This window comes from Paenibacillus sp. FSL R5-0341, from assembly GCF_037975235.1.
GTDB lineage: Bacteria > Bacillota > Bacilli > Paenibacillales > Paenibacillaceae > Paenibacillus > Paenibacillus amylolyticus_A.
Genome location: NZ_CP150241.1, coordinates 5,492,756 through 5,510,221, shown reverse-complemented (window position 1 = coordinate 5,510,221; position 17,466 = coordinate 5,492,756). Strand labels below are relative to the sequence as shown.

At 46.1% G+C, this 17,466-nt stretch carries 11 protein-coding genes and 1 riboswitch; of the genes, 7 read left to right on the top strand and 4 right to left on the bottom strand.

The genetic code is table 11. The annotated features are described in order from the left end of the window. Positions 1–112 precede the first annotated feature (112 nt). Complete coding sequence (locus tag MKX75_RS24810) at positions 113–4,627, top strand: collagen binding domain-containing protein (protein ID WP_339167263.1); 4,515 nt, start codon at positions 113–115, stop codon at positions 4,625–4,627. Between the two features lie 128 nt (positions 4,628–4,755). Here the strand turns inward: MKX75_RS24810 and MKX75_RS24805 are convergent, their stop codons facing one another. From MKX75_RS24805 to MKX75_RS24795, 3 genes are all read right to left on the bottom strand, one after another. Then, positions 4,756–5,397, bottom strand: coding sequence for a class D sortase (locus MKX75_RS24805; RefSeq protein WP_062836450.1), 642 nt, complete (start codon positions 5,395–5,397; stop codon positions 4,756–4,758). Positions 5,398–5,593: 196 nt separating this feature from the next. After that, positions 5,594–7,075 carry an amino acid permease gene (locus MKX75_RS24800; protein ID WP_076333573.1) on the bottom strand — a complete coding sequence of 494 codons (1,482 nt, stop codon included), beginning with the start codon at positions 7,073–7,075 and terminating at the stop codon, positions 5,594–5,596. Positions 7,076–7,192: 117 nt separating this feature from the next. Continuing rightward, a riboswitch (Lysine riboswitch) is annotated at positions 7,193–7,420 on the bottom strand. Between the two features lie 147 nt (positions 7,421–7,567). Continuing rightward, on the bottom strand, positions 7,568–8,710 hold the full coding sequence (locus MKX75_RS24795) for a virulence factor (protein WP_062836452.1): 1,143 nt from the start codon (positions 8,708–8,710) through the stop codon (positions 7,568–7,570). A 242-nt stretch (positions 8,711–8,952) separates the two neighbouring features. Here MKX75_RS24795 and MKX75_RS24790 point away from each other — a divergent pair, with 242 nt between their 5' ends. Continuing rightward, positions 8,953–9,369, top strand: coding sequence for a hypothetical protein (locus tag MKX75_RS24790; RefSeq protein WP_339167261.1), 417 nt, complete (start codon positions 8,953–8,955; stop codon positions 9,367–9,369). A gap of 48 nt (positions 9,370–9,417) precedes the next feature. On the opposite strand, the gene MKX75_RS24785 is transcribed toward MKX75_RS24790, so the two are convergent. Further along, positions 9,418–10,116: a response regulator transcription factor gene (locus MKX75_RS24785; RefSeq protein ID WP_339167260.1), complete on the bottom strand. Its 699-nt coding sequence runs from the start codon at positions 10,114–10,116 to the stop codon at positions 9,418–9,420. Between the two features lie 342 nt (positions 10,117–10,458). On the opposite strand from MKX75_RS24785, the gene MKX75_RS24780 reads away from it, so the two are divergent. The 5 genes from MKX75_RS24780 (at position 10,459) to MKX75_RS24760 (ending at position 17,392) form a co-directional block, all read left to right on the top strand. Beyond that, positions 10,459–13,305 (top strand): ATP-binding protein, encoded by a 2,847-nt coding sequence (locus MKX75_RS24780; protein WP_339167258.1) that lies wholly within the window; start codon positions 10,459–10,461, stop codon positions 13,303–13,305. Positions 13,306–13,691: 386 nt separating this feature from the next. Next, a complete protein-coding gene (locus MKX75_RS24775; protein ID WP_062836456.1) occupies positions 13,692–15,038 on the top strand; it encodes a cytochrome ubiquinol oxidase subunit I in 1,347 nt (448 codons plus the stop codon). After that, complete coding sequence (locus MKX75_RS24770) at positions 15,035–16,069, top strand: cytochrome d ubiquinol oxidase subunit II (RefSeq protein ID WP_076333570.1); 1,035 nt, start codon at positions 15,035–15,037, stop codon at positions 16,067–16,069. The genes MKX75_RS24775 and MKX75_RS24770 overlap by 4 nt, the downstream gene beginning before the upstream one ends. Before the next feature lie 8 nt (positions 16,070–16,077). Further along, positions 16,078–16,275, top strand: a complete 198-nt coding sequence (locus MKX75_RS24765) for a hypothetical protein (RefSeq protein WP_339167256.1) — start codon at positions 16,078–16,080, stop codon at positions 16,273–16,275. A 70-nt stretch (positions 16,276–16,345) separates the two neighbouring features. Beyond that, a complete protein-coding gene (locus MKX75_RS24760) occupies positions 16,346–17,392 on the top strand; it encodes an MBL fold metallo-hydrolase (RefSeq protein WP_076333569.1) in 1,047 nt (348 codons plus the stop codon). The last annotated feature ends 74 nt before the right edge of the window (positions 17,393–17,466 follow it).

Genomic DNA, 17,466 nt, shown 5'->3' with positions numbered 1-17,466 from the left:
ATGACAAGGGTTTATGTGTTGTCTATTTTTTGTATATGTCGCTTTGTTATTCTAATCTTCGGCGTACGCCAACACTACGTTAGAGGAGGATATGCAAAAAATGAGGAAAAAAATGAGCATAGTGATCATTGCTCTATTGCTGGTCACGCAAATGATGCAGGGTTGGATATTTACACCAACGATGCATGCTCAGGATGAAATGACTAATTTGCCAGCCAGTGCAATGAGCGATACAGCATCAGAAGAAGGTTCGGCAGTTTCGGGAGAGGGAAACAACGTTGATGTTGCTGCCAATCCGGAAGAAGAGGAGGATGCCAGTACTCCAGGAGATCAGCAAGGAAATGTGATGCGTTTGCTTAATGCATCCGCAGGCCCGGTGATCACAGAACATTTAATTACAAGTGTGCAGATGTACAATCAGGCCCCTGTAGACAATGGAGATGGCACGATCGAAATAAAAGGCGATAAGATTAAGGATATTCGTCCACGTATTCAGGATGAAGTAGCTGTAGTCTTTACATGGGGACTCGCAGATGACACGCACAACTATAGCGATGGTTCTACGTACACCTTTAACTTACCCGATAAATTCATCATTGGATCGCAGCTTAAAGGTGATCTGGATGGCGGTGTTGGGGAGTATGTGGTGAATACAGATGGCACAATCATCTTTACCTTTAATGAACTGATTGAACATGCGAAGCTGGAAGGTAACTTCTATGTGTGGATCAAGTTCGATGAGAGCAAGATGGAAGATGGCTTGAAACAAAAGATAAACTTTAGTTCCGTTGGACAAGGCATCATTGATGTACACTTTGCCAATACAGCCACGGATAAATTAAAGAAATCGGGAAGCGCAAACAAAAACAACTTTAACTCCGATGAAATTGACTGGACCGTTGATTTTAACCAAGGCGAGAAGGCCATGAACAATGCTGTTCTTACAGATACGTTGCCAACAAACCTGGAACTTAAGGGAAACATCGAAATTCGCGAATTGGAAGTGCAATTGAATGGATCTGTAAAAGAAGGTCCAGTGGTGCAAACGGAGTCTGCGTTTCCTGTTCAACTGGGAGACACAGATAAGGCCTATCGTGTGAGCTACACAACAAGTGTTAAAGCACCAACCGTTGCTCCGTTCACCAACGTGGTGTATCAAAATCAGGTTGCGCTGACATCAGATCAGAGTGAGTACAATGAAACGGACATTGGTCGGGTCAGCGTGAGCTTTAATGAGCCTTTGAACAAGTCAGGGCAAGATAGTGCATATGATCCGGTGACACAGACGATCACATGGAAAGTGCAATACAACTACAATCAACAAGAAATCGTGCAAGCGAATGCTTGGATTGAAGACCGGTTTGATACGGCAAAACAGAAGCTGATCGACAATTCCGTTAAAGTGTATCAAGTGGACATTAGTCCAAGCGGAGCCGCTTCAAATCGGACGCTGATCAATCCGAATGAATATACACTTGAAGCGATGAATACAGGCTTCGATGACGGCTTCAGATTACATTTTAAGAACGATATTACAAAGGCCTATGAGATCGAATATGATACGCAATCCATCGCTCGGGTCTATACAAACGATACGATAACCAATACCGTGAATATGTATGATGGTACTTCCAAAACAGGCCGAAGAGACATTCAGGAAGTCATTTTTGCAAAAAGCGTAAAAAGTGAAAACTTCAACACAAAAGAAATCGAATGGCAGATTGTGTTGAACCGTGATTTACAGGACATGACGGATATCGTCATCACCGACAATTATGAAGGCAAACATATGAAACTCATTCCGGGTAGTCTGCAAATTAGTGGTGCTAACAAAGACGACTTTGAACTGACCGCAGATCCGGCTGATCCCTCGTATGAAAAAGGATTCTCCGTTCGGCTGAAGAACGGCGTTACACTTAACACAGAACATGTTATTACCTACACGACAAGCTTTGATCCAACGGCAGGTATGCCAACGAATAATGAATATCGCAACTCAGCTACGATCGATTGGGAAGAGTCCGATGTAGCACAGACTACAATTAGCAAATCTGCTGTGGTCAAACCCCAAGAGTACACCATTCAAAATGGTAACAAGAAGGGCGAATACAGCGCCAAAGACAAAACGATCACTTGGACAATTGATGTAAACTACAACTTGTACGATATTCAGGATGCAATCCTTAAGGATGCCTACACAGGTAACCAATCTTTTGTAGACGGTTCATTGAAGGTTCATGAGCTGGTGTTGCAGGGAGAAAATAATGTTACTGCAATAGGTAGCGAGGTTGTGCTGACGGCTGGACAATTCCAGCTGAACCCGGACGGTAAAGGCTTTGCATTGGATATGGGTAACATCGGCAAAGCAGCTTATCGTATTCAGTACCAAACAAGCCTGGATGGACCTTATTCCGTCGAAGGCGCATATGCCAACCAGGCTGTTCTAACGGACGGTGAGGGCGGTGAAGTACGCTTTAATAGATCAGCAAGTGTCACGCCAGCTCATGGTGGTGTGTATGTACAAAAAACAGGTCAACAGATCGGTTCAACGGATAAAGCATCATGGACGGTAAATATTAATCCAAGCCAATCTTATGTTCCCGCGGGTTCTCCATTAACGGATACCCTGTCGGAAAACCAGATTTTATTGGCCGATTCATTGAAATTATATGCAACGAACCTGCCTGCCAACAATTCAGGCAATGTATCCACCAAAGCGGGTCTGGTTGATCCGGCTGATTATGAATTGGTCGTGGAGGGCAATACATTTACCTTCACCTTCAAGAAAGACCTTCATACTGCATTCATTCTGGAATATCAGTCCTACATTAATGCCGATCATGGCGCTCGAATTGAGAATAAGGTTGAATTCGCAGGTCAGTCTTCCTCAGTGGTAGGCGAAGGCAATCAGGCGGGCATCAAAGTTTCATTGGCCGGAGCAGGCGGAGGAGCATCCACAGGTTTGGGCAAAATCACTATTCACAAAGTCAGTGATGCAGGAATTCCGCTGGAGGGGGCGATATTCGCAATCTATAATGCGTCTGGAACTACGCTTCTGGAAACATTGAAACCAACGGATGAGAACGGAGTGATTGAAAGCTCCAGAAATTATCGATTGAACAATCTGACGAATGGCGTACCGTATAAGTTAAAAGAACTGTCTGCACCGGCAGGATACTTGGTTGATCCTGAGTATGGCGCTGCTTCAGGCAAAACAATTGAATTCAAGGATGCGGATATCGCCTTTGAAATTGAAAATAAAAAGATTCGTCAAGGCTTTGAATTAACCAAGGTAGATGCGGTGGACTCCTCCAAGACACTTCAGGGTGCAGCTTTTGAATTGTACTTGAACAATGGCGCAACCCGGGAGAAAATAGACGAGTTAACGACAGGGGAAGATGGGAAAATCGCCAAAGGTGGACTCTTAGCAGGGAATTATGAACTGGTAGAAGTTGAGGCACCTGAGTTTTACCAGTTGGATGCTACATCAATTCCCTTTACCATTGTAGAGAACCAGACTCAGATTATTACATTGACGAAGTCTAATGTGATGGGGACGGATGGGAAACTTGTCGTTACCAAAGTAAATGCCAAGGATCAGTCCGTATTAAGCGGAATTGAGTTCGAACTGCGAGATCCTTCTAACATGGTCGTTGATACTAAAGTAACGGACCTGAACGGAGTCATTGAATTTGATAACTTGGCCTATGGTTCATATACATTGGTAGAGACCAAGGCAGAAGGCTTTGTGATTGAACAGCCCGAGACGGTTGTATCTATTACCAAACCGGAAACCCAATTGACCATCGAAAATAAAGAAAATGATCGTTCCGTAAAATTGATTAAATATAATGCGGGTCGAACTCAGCATCTGCAGGGAGCTGTTTTTGAATTATGGGCTCAAAGTGCATTGATGGACGCAAATGGGAATTGGGAGTTCCACAAGGTAACAGGTCTAGATGAAGCTACACTGACAACCAATCAACAAGGTGAAATTGTACTTGAAGACTTGGATATCAATAAATATCAGTTGGTTGAAATAAAAGCGCCTAATGGATATATCTTGGACACAACGCCAGTACCATTTGAAATTACGAACATCCAAACCGAAGTTGTAGTTGTGGAAAAAACGAATCAGGCTATCCCGGTATCGGGTGGGTCGAGTGGACCTTATAATCCGGGAACACCTACTACGGGTGTAACACCAGATCCAGAAAAACCAGTAATATCGGAACCAGGAACACCAGGACCATCGATTCCAGGCACGGTTGTTACTGAACCTACAGAACCTGGGGGAGGAACCGGAATTCCAACAGATGAAGATTCCGGAGTAGCGCCACCGACACCTAGCGTTTCGAACGGTGACGACACTGCACCTCCAACTGGGGATACAGATGCACCGGACGGGGATAGTGCATTAGCACCTCCTGCTGGAGCGGACACAGACGGATCACAGGGTACTGGAGACGCTGCATCACAGCAGACCGGAAACGCTGTAGCAGAGGGAATGCTGCCGAAGACAGGCGAAGAGAGCACACTGGCTTTCACTGTTACAGGCATGATGCTGATGGCATTAGGTAGTGCGGGATACGCCTACTTCCGACGTAGACAATCGTTTCAACGCTAGATCGCAGCACGTAATGCAGGAACTGATCATATTCAGATCAAAATACCCTCTAGCTTTCACAACGGTGACTCAGAGTCACCGTGTGAATTTATACTAGAGGGTGTTTTCTTGGCTGAACCTAGAGAAGATCATAATCCGGCAACATCCAGATTCACTTCAATGGCTCTTACAATGAGCCGATGTGTTGGATTAATAAGTGGATCACACGTAATCAAGGTGAGGACCTGTCCGAGCCCCGGGTCTTCCAATACAGACAAGTCATTCGGCTCCACAACAGATATCTGATCTACCTTGTACTGAATAATCGTTCGATCTGCCAGAGTGACCTCCATGGAATCCCCAATCTGGAGTTCTCCCAGGCGATTGAACAGTCGTCCTTTTTTGTGGGCGCGATGAGCGGCTATGGCTGCATTACCTTTGTTCCCAATGCGGGTGGTTTCGACAAGATGGGTTGCAGCTACCTTCATATTGTCTTCCGTTGCACCCTCCAGAATCGGTAAGCGGACATCAATCTTGTCAATCGATAGCACCCCCAACGTATCCGAAGAGGCTTCCTGTGCTGTATCTGGATTGTCCGTAGTCGGCTCGGTAGAAGCTGCATCCTGTATACCTTGTTCGAAGGAGTGATTAAGCTTAGACAAGCCATTTTGCAACTGCTCCAGATCGTTCATGACACGGGTTTGCTGCCAGTCATAATACGTTTCACGCAGGAAAGGCAAGCTGACGATCAGAACGCCCAGCAGGATGAGCAGGATAGAGAATTTTTTCATTAAACATCAACTCCCGTTGTCCAAGTAAAATAGTATACCTTTCTCTATTTTACTTACCGACCTATACAAAATATGGACAGGGACAGAAGGATGCACAGGAATTGATCAGAGGAGGAGGGTCAAACCAAAACAAACATCCCCGTATCGCTACAGTAGGAAAACTGCAACGCTACGGGGATGTTTTATTGTATAGCTACTATTTATCAGTTGGTGAATCGGTAGGTGTGAAATCACATTCCTGCAACGGCACCACTTTGGTCTTCTTGATCCATTTGTAACCGAGCCACAATACCAGGAACAGCGGTACGCTCAAGTAAGCGACGATGGCTCCACTCCAGTCGATCTGGTCTCCCGTGAATGCCTGGTAGTTCTGTCCGATAATCACGATGATACACAGGACAAAAGCGAAGATCGGCCCAAACGGGAACCAGCGTGCCCGGTAAGGCAAGTCGCTCAGGTCTCTGCCTTGTGCAACGTATGCACGGCGGAAGCGATAATGACTGATGGCGATCCCGAGCCAAGTAATAAATCCGCACATCCCGGACGCATTCAGCAACCAGGTGTACACAATGCCATCGCCGAACAGGGAGGCAAGGAATGCCAACATACCAACCGCTGTCGTGAGCAACAGGGCATTCATGGGAATACCTTTTTTGTTCAACTTGCCTAGGAAGCGAGGGGCTTTACCATCTCGGGCAAGGGCATAGAGAACCCGGCTCGAAGCATACATGCCTGAGTTACCGGCAGAGAGTACGGAAGTTAGAATGACGGCATTCATGACGGAAGCCGCAATGGCGAGTCCGGCTTTCTCAAACACCAGCGTGAACGGGCTAACCCCGATATTTTCCAGATCACCCTTGAGTAGGTTCGGATGAGTATATGGGATGATTAGGCTGATCACGGTAATCGCCAAAATGTAAAAAATCAGAATGCGCCAGAATACCTGACGAATTGCACGAGGTACATTTTCTCGTGGGTTCTCACTTTCACCGGCGGCTACACCGATAAGCTCTGTGCCTTGGAATGAGAATCCCGCGGCCATGAATACACCAAGCACAGCGAAGAATCCGCCATGGATAGGTGCATCACCGATGGTGAAGTTACTGAAACCAACTGCTTCTCCGCCCATAATACCGAAGATCATGAGCACACCAACGGCCAGGAAGATGATAACGGTAGCTACCTTGATAATGGCGAACCAGTATTCGGACTCTCCGTAGCCTTTGACCGACAGTACATTTAAGGCAAAGATCAGCACGAGGAACAACAAGCTCCATAACATGGATGAACTGTCGGGGAACCAGTATTTAATGAGTACTGTAGCGGCAGCAAGCTCTGCTGCAATGGTTACCGCCCAGTTGTACCAGAAGTTCCAGCCCATGGCGAAGCCGAGGGCCGGATCGACAAAACGTGCGGCATACGTATTAAATGAACCGGAGTCCGGCATAAAGGTTGCAAGCTCACCAAGGCTGGTCATCAGGAAATAGACCATAATGCCAACAGCCGCATAGGCAATTAAAGCTCCACCAGGGCCTGCGGTTGAGATGGCGGTACCACTTGCGAGGAACAGCCCAGTACCAATGGAGCCACCGAGGGCGATCATCGTCATATGGCGTGCGCGTAATCCTTTTTTCAGGGAAGGTCCGGTTGTCGTTGTTGGGTTACTGCGGTCTTGCATGGAAACACTCCTTCATTCGATATACTGATGTTTGCGATACCTGAATTCATAAACAAAAAGACCACAGGCATCAGCCTGCGGTCTTTAATATTTCAATGTCCGCACCATGTCCCAGATGATTAAGATAGCTCAACACAGAAGAATTCATACCTTTATATAAACCTTTATATAAAGGAAATGTACTTCCGTGACAGTTCTGCGCCTTTCGACAGCAGCCCCAGCCCACCGGACCGTATAAGGAACGTCCAGTAAGCTTCGGCGGGTACACCTTTCGGCTGATATCAAAAGCGGCTCCTTCGCGCCTCCTTCAGCGTACTAATCGCACCCGCGACCTCTACCTCACCATCAATGGATGAGGTGTATCTATTGTCTATGAAATTATGAACAACACAACTTAACACTGTGTGTTCTGTTTAGTAAACAGACAATCAGTATAACGCGCATGGTTTTCCAGTGCAATAACAATTGTTGGATGTGAGGTCTGAGGGACGACTAATCCTCTTTCTTGTTACGGCCAGCCATTTGCTGCCATACCGTTCCAGCAGCCTGTTCGCCCGATTCGATCCGCTCCAGAGCCATCTTGGCTTGTAGGCTGACTTCAAATTCGGGATCATCGGCTGCAACTCGCAAGGCTTGTTCTGCTTCTTCTGTTCCGACTTCATATAGAAAACGTGCTGCACGCCAGCGTACAAGTTTACTTTTATCGGATAACGTTGCTGTCATGGCTGGAGTGGCGGCAGGGTCACCGATATCAGACAAGGTATCCCCGGCAGTCCGACGTACCGCAGGAGAACTGTCCTGCAGTGCTTCATAGAGCAATTCCATCGCTTCCGGTGTACGAATGTCACCGAGGTATACTACAGCCAAGCGGCGAATCTGCATTTTGTTGTCATGCAGGGCATGAGCTACGAGGGGCAGTCTTTCGGCCGTAGGCTCCATGCCGTCAAATGCCGCATAGCGAACATTCCAGTCCTCGCTTCGAAGAGCCTCTTCAAGTTCGGCTCCATCCAATTCACGACGGCGCTCAACGAACTCTTCTGCTTTGGTACCATGTTCAATGGCCTGTTTGATGACCTGTTCCAGTCGTTCTGGCGGGTAAGCAGCTTCCAATTCCTGCTCGACTTCACGAGCAATATCAGGCAATTCACCATATCGAACGCCGTAATCGCTCAGTTTGCGTTCTTTGATCATCGTCGCACTGGCAACTTCTGTCACGGCTTTGACAAAACGGTCCGACAACGAGATTCGTTCTTCCTTGACCCCGGCTTTGACCCTGATTTGCATCGGTACGCCTCGGAAAAATTGTACGAATACCTGTGCTTCTCCGAAGTGCTCGCCTGAGGCATCTTCGGATTCAATCCAGTCCAGATCAATGCCTTGCTGTCCAAGGCGATTTTGGACTTCGCCCAAAATGACGGACCAGTCTGCATTCCCTTTACGGTCAAGCGCCACAAAGTCGGTCGTGTGGAACACACTCTTTACGCCAGGAATATGAAGCATCTGGCGTATGAACGCCGGAGCGGATCGTTCGTTGTCCAGTGTATATGTTTTGCGAATTCCGTCCTCCAGACGTTCATCGAGATGCAGCATCATCGTATTTGGACTCGGTGTTGGTTCAATGGAAACAATATTCATCAGTGTAACCTCCTATAGTACCAGATTCATCCTTCACTTCCCGTAAATTAAATCACACGGGTATTTCTCTATTTTACATCAATGTGTGGAATCTGCGAAATCATCCAGAAACAAAGTGCACGAGACTGACACTTTGTGTGAAGAAGTACGAAATTTGTTAACACTTCTTTCATGTTCACGCACAAACATTTTTAAACGAAAATTGGCACAATAATAAGAAGAAACAACTGGAGGTTATACCTATGGAACCCATTACCGTGCTTTCGGATGGAAAACGTCGTATTGCATATGAAAATATTATTCAATTATTCAGGGAGTGGATGGCTGATGCACCATCCGGTTCAGTGATAGAAACACATCGGGGAAGTTGGGAAAACTCCCGTTATTGTATTGTTGATTATCAGATCGCCGAAGAAGCGGTGTCAGCGGCGAATGCTATTCGGGCTTTTATGCCGCAGATTCCGCTACTGGTCATTACCGATTTCAAATCTTTAATTCGGAAGCGCCACCTGCAACAGATTACAGGTACAGGTGAGATGAAGATGATTCTCTGGAACGAGCAAGATCCGAATCATCTGATCAAGGACATGCAGCAGTGGTTACACGCTTCGGTGTATGAATCACAAATAGCCATACCGCCCATCTTATCCATGAGATAAAAGTAGGGGTATAGCCAAAGGTTTTGAACTTCAATCGTTACGATAAAATCAGATCACATATTTATAGCCTGTTCCCCAAACGGTCTTGATATAACGGGGATTCTTGGGGTCAGGCTCGATTTTTTTACGCAGACTTGAGATATGAACATCAATGGTACGATCCAGATAGGCACGTTCGGAGCCTTTGATTCGATCCATCAGTTCATTGCGGGTGAATACTTTGCCCGGATTCCGGTACAATTCCTTCATAATTTCAAACTCGATATGAGTGACCTCGATTTCAACACCATCCACAAACAGAGTTCTTCTGTACTCATTCACATTTACATGTCCAGTAACCTCTGCCTGCTTGTCCTCTTTAACCGGTTTATCCTGATAGGAAATAATTGATCTGCGCAGCAGTGCTTTAATTCGTGCGTCCAGCTCTTTCAGACTAAATGGCTTGCACAGAAAGTCATCCGCACCATTGTGCAATGCGCGAAGTCGATCATTCAACATGGTGCTTGCCGAGATCATCAGAATGGGCACAGTGGAATGCTGGCGGAATGCTTCTACAAGATCATTTCCATCCGTTTCAGGCAGCATCAGGTCCGTTACAACGATATCCGGTTGAAATTGCGAGAACAGTTGAAGTGCCTCACGGGCATGATGAACCCGTTCAGTGATGTATCCTTCCTCCTCAAGAAAGAAAGCAATCATGTCAGCCAGATTTTTCTCATCTTCTATAAGAAGTACTTTGATCGTCATAGGGTCACACTCCTGGTGAAAATAATATGTTAAGAAAATACTAAAAAATCACGGTGATTTGCTTAAAAATACTGCAAAAAATTTAATGTTTCTATCCCAAAATATAGGATGTGTATGTAGGTGGATAGCAGGCTTTTTGATGAACTTCAATATTTTAGCATGAATGCAGTTTGTTTGCCGAGCGATCAGAATTTCCCAAAGCTACATCAAGTACTAATTACAGTATAATGGATCAGAACGATTTCTGGGGAAAAAAGTAGATTGTATCCGCTTTAGTTTATAGGAGGAACCAACGTTGTTGTTAAATACAGAACCAAAAATTAGCCGTGAGGGCAGTGATATATGAACCGTTTAGATGTAAGACAGCTGCTGGAGTGGGTGGTACTTAAGCTGAGGGTACCCTGGATTGGAACCAGCATTCTGATCATTATTGGCTCACTAAGCACTATTTTTCCGCTTACTTTATTCTATGGTGTACAGTTTATGGTTGGCAGCGCAGCAGCACTTATTGCTCTTCGTTTGCATGGGGCTATCTATGGATTTGTCACTATTACAGTTATCCATCTGCTAAATACCATCATTGTCGGCTTCGAACCGCGGAATTTAACTGTGATGATTGCACATTTCGCTGAACTGATCTGGATGCTCGGTTGGCAGCTCCGTTGGAAGAATGGCAGTCTAATCAAGGCTAATGCTGTCTTCTGGGTAGTGATGCTACTTCCGGTTATTTATTGCGGGCATTATATATTGGGCCTGAATATAGAAGATTTGAAGTATGAGTATATGTATATTGCTGTGATTGGCATGGTGAATGCCCTGATCGCGGGTATTGTGGTGGATTTCTGGATTACCACGGGTGAGCACAAATCCAAGCGTACGGGAACCATTCCACTTACAAGGATTGCGTTTAAATACGTAGTTGCCTTCGTGGTATTTGTTTCGCTCGTATTGTTATCCGCAGATAGCCGCAGACAATTGAGTCAGATGAATGATGCCATTTTACGTGATATGAAACATGCCGCGAATGCCGTTGTTCAGGATCTAGACGAACAGTATGTTACCTCGGAGAATATGGATCAGAATATGGCACGTTATCACCATCTATTGGGTGTGAATGTGATTCTGCTGGATCGGAATGATACAGTCGTGGCTTCTGGTTTGAATACACTTCAGACTGGCGAGTACTTGGATATGGACCAATTCCGTCTTCTAAAGTCGAGGGATAATCTCATTCTGTTAAGCTCCGATAATATCCATTACAGTGATGTATTGAATCACTGGAAAGAGGCATCTTTCATCTATGAAGCGGAGATGACAGCTGTAACACCTTATCGGGTATTCATTGAGAACAACTCGACCAAGTATTATCCCCGAATAGAATCGATCTACCTGTCCACATTGCAATCCCTGTTCGTCATCATCGTTGCTTCCATGATTGTGGCGGCTCCTCTGAGCAGTAAGGTCGTTAGCCCGCTGTTAAGACTAACCAGGATGACAGGTTCTCTTCCGAGATTGTTATTTCGCAATGGGAAGATGGAATGGCCAACGAGCCATGTAACCGAAGTGCAGATTCTTATTGGTAATTTGCGCAAAATGGCTGATGTGCTGCTGGAACAGTTCGAACAGATCCGACTGGACAAGTTAACGCTAGAGGATAGGGTCATCGAGCGGACCAAGGAACTCAAGAATAGTGAAGAAGTCAAACGTGCAATTATTGAATCGTCGATTGATGCGATTATCGCTGTGGACTCCAATGGAATCATCGTTGAGTTTAACCCGGAGGCGGAAAGAATGTTTGGATTGCTTCGGGAAGAAGTGATTCTCATGAAGGAAGCACCGTCTCTTTTTCAAGGGGCCAGTTGTATGGAGATTAAGAAATTGCTGGAGCGATTCGAATATGTTGAAGGTAAGAGATACACGACCGTAGATGAAATTTCAGGTATTCGCCGAGACGGTTCCGTCTTTCCAATTGAGTACAAAATTGTTGAGATTCAGCTTGGCAAAAATGAGACGTTGTATAACCTGTTTATTAAGGATATTACAGAGCGAACCAGAGCAGAAGAAGATCGTGTGCGGCATGCCCTTGCACTGGAGCAGCTTAATTCGGAGTTGTTCAATGAAAAGATTGCTATTCAGGAACAGCGGGATATCAGTGAGCAATTTATAGAGTCTGTTCGGGAAGGTCTTGTCATGTCTGATCGACTAGGCAACATAACCATCGTCAACCGAAGGATAGAAGAGATGTTTGGTCTGGGTGATTTCCTGGGCAGATCCATTGAAGATTTGGCGCAGGCCATTGATACGATGGTATTGACGGATAACTTCAATCTGTCGGAACAGACGCGGGCATTCCTAAATGGTGAAACGGCATTTATTGAGACCGAATTTATATTTAACAATGTGGAGAAAAGTGTGTTTTCCTTGTATATGAAACAGATGGATGTTCCGGGTAAAAATCATGGATTCCTGCTAGTATTCCGTGATCGGACAGGAGAAGAGCGGTTGGATCGGATGAAAAATGAGCTGATCAGCGTGGTATCCCATGAGCTTCGAACACCTGTAGCCACCATTATGGGATATGTGGAACTCATGATGATGTATGACCTTCCGGCAGCTCAACAGCAGGAATTCATGCAGACCATCTCATCAGAGGGCAAGCGGCTGAGCAGTTTGCTGGATGATGTGCTTGATATTCAGCGGCTTGACAACGAAGGTATGACCTACCATATGACCTATGTACCGCTGGTTGAACTGGTAGAGGGGGTAGTTGATCAGTGGAATATGAAGTCTGTCCAACGAATCCATGTTCATACGTTTAATGGGGACTTTTTTGCTTATGCTGACCAGAACAGGATGGTTCAGGTTCTTCATAATCTGGTGGGTAATGCGGTCAAGTACTCACCGGGAGCCGACCGCATTGATGTTACGTTATGGGAAGAAGAGGAATGGTTATGTATCGATGTACGTGATTACGGAATAGGTATTGACGAGAAAGAAAAGGACATGCTGTTCAACAAATTCTATCGTGTGGATAATTCGGATCATCGGCAGATTGGTGGAACAGGAATCGGATTGTACATTTCCCGCAAAATTGTAGAAGATCACAACGGTACACTGACTTTCATATCTGCACCGGACAAAGGAAGCACGTTCAAGGTTCGACTGCCCAAGCAGGATGTGTTGCTCTAAACATAATGATTTAGAAGTAAGAACATGTTTTACTTTTTCTAGCACAATGGTTATCAGATCTATTTGATAAAGTCTTTACCTTTCGGCACGCAAGCGTGATGAGAGGTAAAGGCTTTTTTTGTTTTTTCAATGTCCCGGATAAAAAAACCTATTCTTTTGCACACTGTATATAGAGCCATAATTTGCATCCCATGCCAAAGGAGGACGGCAGCTATATGTTCCGTAAACAAGAGAAAACACTCATCATCGTCTGTCTGGTCGCAGCTGTGGTTGTACTGTATGCCGTGGTGAAAAGCATCATTCGAATCATGAGTTATTGAGATACACGTTCAAGCAGAGTGATCTGCTGTCGTACATAAACGATTATGTGAAAGAGGAGTGTAACCATGTCATCCCTGGATCCTGTTTTGCTCAGCCGTATACTGACCGGTCTTACCCTGTTTGTACACATCATTTTTGCCTCCATTGGTGTAGGTGTTCCCCTCATGATTGCCTTGGCCGAGTGGCGAGGGTTGCGAACCAATGATATACATTACACCCTGTTGGCACGCCGTTGGGCGCGAGGTTTTGTCATCACCGTTGCCGTTGGCGTCGTTACAGGTACCTCAATCGGATTACAGCTCAGCCTGCTGTGGCCGATGTTTATGCGGGTCGCGGGACAGGCGATAGCTCTGCCGCTGTTTATGGAGACGTTTGCCTTTTTTATCGAGGCGATCTTTCTTGGGATTTACCTCTATACGTGGGATCGTTTCAAAAAGAAATATACGCATATGCTGCTGTTGATTCCGGTAGCTCTCGGCTCATCTGCATCTGCGATTTTCATTACAACGGTGAATTCCTTCATGAACCAGCCTCAGGGATTCACTCTGATTAATGGCATCATGAAGGATATCCATCCAATTGCTGCGATGTTGAATCCGGCAACGCCAACTAAAGTGTCCCATGTACTTGCCTCCTCATACACCCTGAGTGCAGGTATTCTTGCGGGGATCGCTGCCTTCAGTTTGCTCCGGGGACGAGACCATGTGTATTACAAAAAAGCACTGAAACTCACGACGGTGTCTGCGCTCGTATTTGCGATCAGCACCGTCATGATTGGAGACTCCTCCGGTAAATTTCTGGCGAAGTATCAGCCGGAGAAGCTGGCTGCCGCAGAATGGCATTTCAAAACAATGAAGAAGGCACCGCTCCTCTATGGCGGAATTCTGGATGAGAACAATGAAGTGAAATATGCCATTGAGATTCCGTATGCTCTTAGCATTTTGGCAGGTAATCGTCCAGATACGGAAGTGAAAGGTCTTGAAGAATATCCTGCGGATCTGAGGCCACCACTGTCTATTCACTATATGTTCGATCTGAAGGTCACAACCGGCGTGATCATCCTGATGATTCCTGTGCTCTATGTACTGCGTCGATGGTTGCCAGGTCGTAAGCCGTATCCCAAATGGCTGCTGCTGGGCATTGTCTTGCTGGGACCTCTCGCCATGATTGCCATTGAGCTGGGGTGGATGTTTGCCGAAGTTGGCAGGCAGCCTTGGATTTTACGTGGGTATATGAAGGTGGCGGAAGCGGCTACGACGTCAACTTCGGTAGGATGGATGCTGGTGTTGTTCATCTTGCTGTATCTGATTCTGTGTTTCTCGTGTATTCGGGTGCTCAGCAAGCTGTTCCGTAATAAGGAAGCAGAGAAGGAACTGGAGACGCTGGGGCTTGAAGGAGGGATCGTGCATTGAGTTTCGAAATTGCAGGCATCGCGATACTGTGGACATTTTTATTCGGTTACCTGATCGTCGCTTCGATTGATTTCGGTGCTGGTTTTTTCAGCTTTTACAGCATCTTGACCGGTCACGAGAACAAAATTCATAACATCATTCAGCGCTACCTGTCTCCCGTGTGGGAAGTGACGAATGTGTTTCTGATCTTTTTTGTGGTCGGACTGGTCGGATTTTATCCGGACAGCGCTTTTTATTATGGGACGGCTTTGCTGGTTCCAGGTTCTCTGGCCATTGTACTGCTTGCCATCCGGGGCGTGTATTACGCTTACAATACCTATGGCAACCATGGGAAGAACAGCCGGATCTACATGGCATTGTATGGAGCGACGGGATTGCTGATCCCAGCGGTGTTCTCTACCATTTTGGCGATATCCGAAGGTGGGATCATTGAGCAGGTGGGCGATCAGGTGTTTTTTCGATGGCGTGAATTTTTGACGAATCCCTATACCTGGTCGGTTGTTTTGCTTGCACTGGTTAGTGTGCTGTATATCTCGGCGATGTTTCTTACCTACTATGCGAAGCGGGCGGCGGATGAGCCTGCCTTTGAGGTGCTTCGAGAGTATGCGCTGCTCTGGAGCTTGCCCACTATTTTCGCGAGCTTTCTGGCTTTTCTGCAGATTAACAAACAGAATCCCGCACACTTTGAGCAGATGGTGAATATCTCATGGATGTTCATTGCTTCATTTATATGTTTTGTCATTGCGGTGTCGCTGGTATGGAAACGCAAATATCTGGGCTGGTGTTTTATCGCTGTCATGCTTCAGTTTGCCTTTGCCTGGTATGGTTATGGACGATCTCACTTGCCGTATATCCTATATCCTTACATTAATATTTACGACAGTTTTACGAATCGTACGATGGGGATTGCGCTGATTACGGCGTTCAGTTTGGGGCTACTCGTGCTGATTCCTTCGCTTGTGCTGATTATGAAGCTGTTCCTGTTTGATGCCAATTATGTACGCGGTAATTCTGGTAAAAAGAAAGGATGAGTCTGTTCATGCTGCTGAACATGTTCTTACTCATGTCTCCCTTGCTGGATCCACTATCTACTGAGGGAGTCACGGGGATACCTGGTATAACCGGATTGAGCTTTTTTGAGACATTCACCATTATGTATGCCCCACCACTCATTATTGTGGCTGCGATTGCCTTTCTGTTCGTGTATCTGGCCGTATGCAAAAATCCGCAGGATTGATTGGCTGGTACGTGCATTCCCATTTGGGGTAATCTGTTGTTAAGAAATAGGAAGGGAGGAGGGCCCTTTCATGCCTAAAATCCGTTATAACAACATTGATAATGTAAGTACGGACAAAACGCTGAAGGAATTCAAGCAATGGAGGGAGCAACGGCGCAACAAAGTGAAGGACTATTCCTACACCGTGCCCAAACACCCACCTGAACTGGATTATCTGCATGCCAACCGGGATGACACGAGTATTACCTGGATTGGTCACTCCACGTTTTTCATTCAATATTATGGATTGAACATCGTGACTGACCCGGTGTGGGCCGAAAAAATGGGATTTCAACGAAGGCTCGGTGCCCCTGGCATTCCGATTCAGGATATTCCACCGTTGGATGTCATTCTAATATCCCATTCCCACTATGATCATCTGCATCTGGCTTCCTTGCGTAAGCTGATTACAGCCAAGACGTTGCTGATCGTACCCGATGGTCTGAAGCGCAAAATGATACGCAAAGGATTCCATCGATGCCAGGAGATGAAATGGTGGGACCATATGACACTTGGCGGGGTCAAAATAACTTTTGTTCCGGCACAGCACTGGACGCGCCGAACGCTGTTCGACACCAATACATCCCATTGGGGCGGTTATGTGTTGGAACCGAATCATCCGGCGACGACTTCAGCAGCGGAAAGTGCTGCAACAACGAGCGACCAGGACCAATCATCAAAGGAATCAGGGAAACACGAAACAGCCAAAGCATCTGACGGCCCGCCTGTGTTGTATTTTGTGGGGGATACAGGTTACTTCCAGGGATTCAAAACGATTGGAGAGCGCTTTGACATTGGTGTTACCTTGATGCCCATCGGTGCCTACGATCCGGAATGGTTCATGACTTCTCAGCATGTGACACCTGAAGAAGCGTTGCAAGGATTCGTTGAATCCGGTTCCCAGCTCATGGTGCCGATGCATTACGGCACATTTAAGCTGGCGGATGATACGCCCAAGGAAGCATTGGATCGGCTGGAAGTCGAACGTGAGCGGCTTGGCATCGGTAAAGAGCGAATTCGGGTGTTGGGTCATGGCGAAACGCTTCGTATTCACCACGAAAATGGTAAACAGGACTAACAAAAGTGATCCAAATATGTTAATGTAGGGGTATACCCGCATGAACAGTATATTTACCAAATCTTTAATAAGTA

Coding starts and splice junctions, on each gene's coding strand:
- MKX75_RS24810 (WP_339167263.1), top strand. CDS start 113: ATGAGCATAGTGATCATTGCTCTATTGCTGGTCACGCAAATGATGCAG.
- MKX75_RS24805 (WP_062836450.1), bottom strand. CDS start 5,397: ATGAAAAAATTCTCTATCCTGCTCATCCTGCTGGGCGTTCTGATCGTC.
- MKX75_RS24800 (WP_076333573.1), bottom strand. CDS start 7,075: ATGCAAGACCGCAGTAACCCAACAACGACAACCGGACCTTCCCTGAAA.
- MKX75_RS24795 (WP_062836452.1), bottom strand. CDS start 8,710: ATGAATATTGTTTCCATTGAACCAACACCGAGTCCAAATACGATGATG.
- MKX75_RS24790 (WP_339167261.1), top strand. CDS start 8,953: ATGGAACCCATTACCGTGCTTTCGGATGGAAAACGTCGTATTGCATAT.
- MKX75_RS24785 (WP_339167260.1), bottom strand. CDS start 10,116: ATGACGATCAAAGTACTTCTTATAGAAGATGAGAAAAATCTGGCTGAC.
- MKX75_RS24780 (WP_339167258.1), top strand. CDS start 10,459: ATGAACCGTTTAGATGTAAGACAGCTGCTGGAGTGGGTGGTACTTAAG.
- MKX75_RS24775 (WP_062836456.1), top strand. CDS start 13,692: ATGTCATCCCTGGATCCTGTTTTGCTCAGCCGTATACTGACCGGTCTT.
- MKX75_RS24765 (WP_339167256.1), top strand. CDS start 16,078: ATGCTGCTGAACATGTTCTTACTCATGTCTCCCTTGCTGGATCCACTA.
- MKX75_RS24760 (WP_076333569.1), top strand. CDS start 16,346: ATGCCTAAAATCCGTTATAACAACATTGATAATGTAAGTACGGACAAA.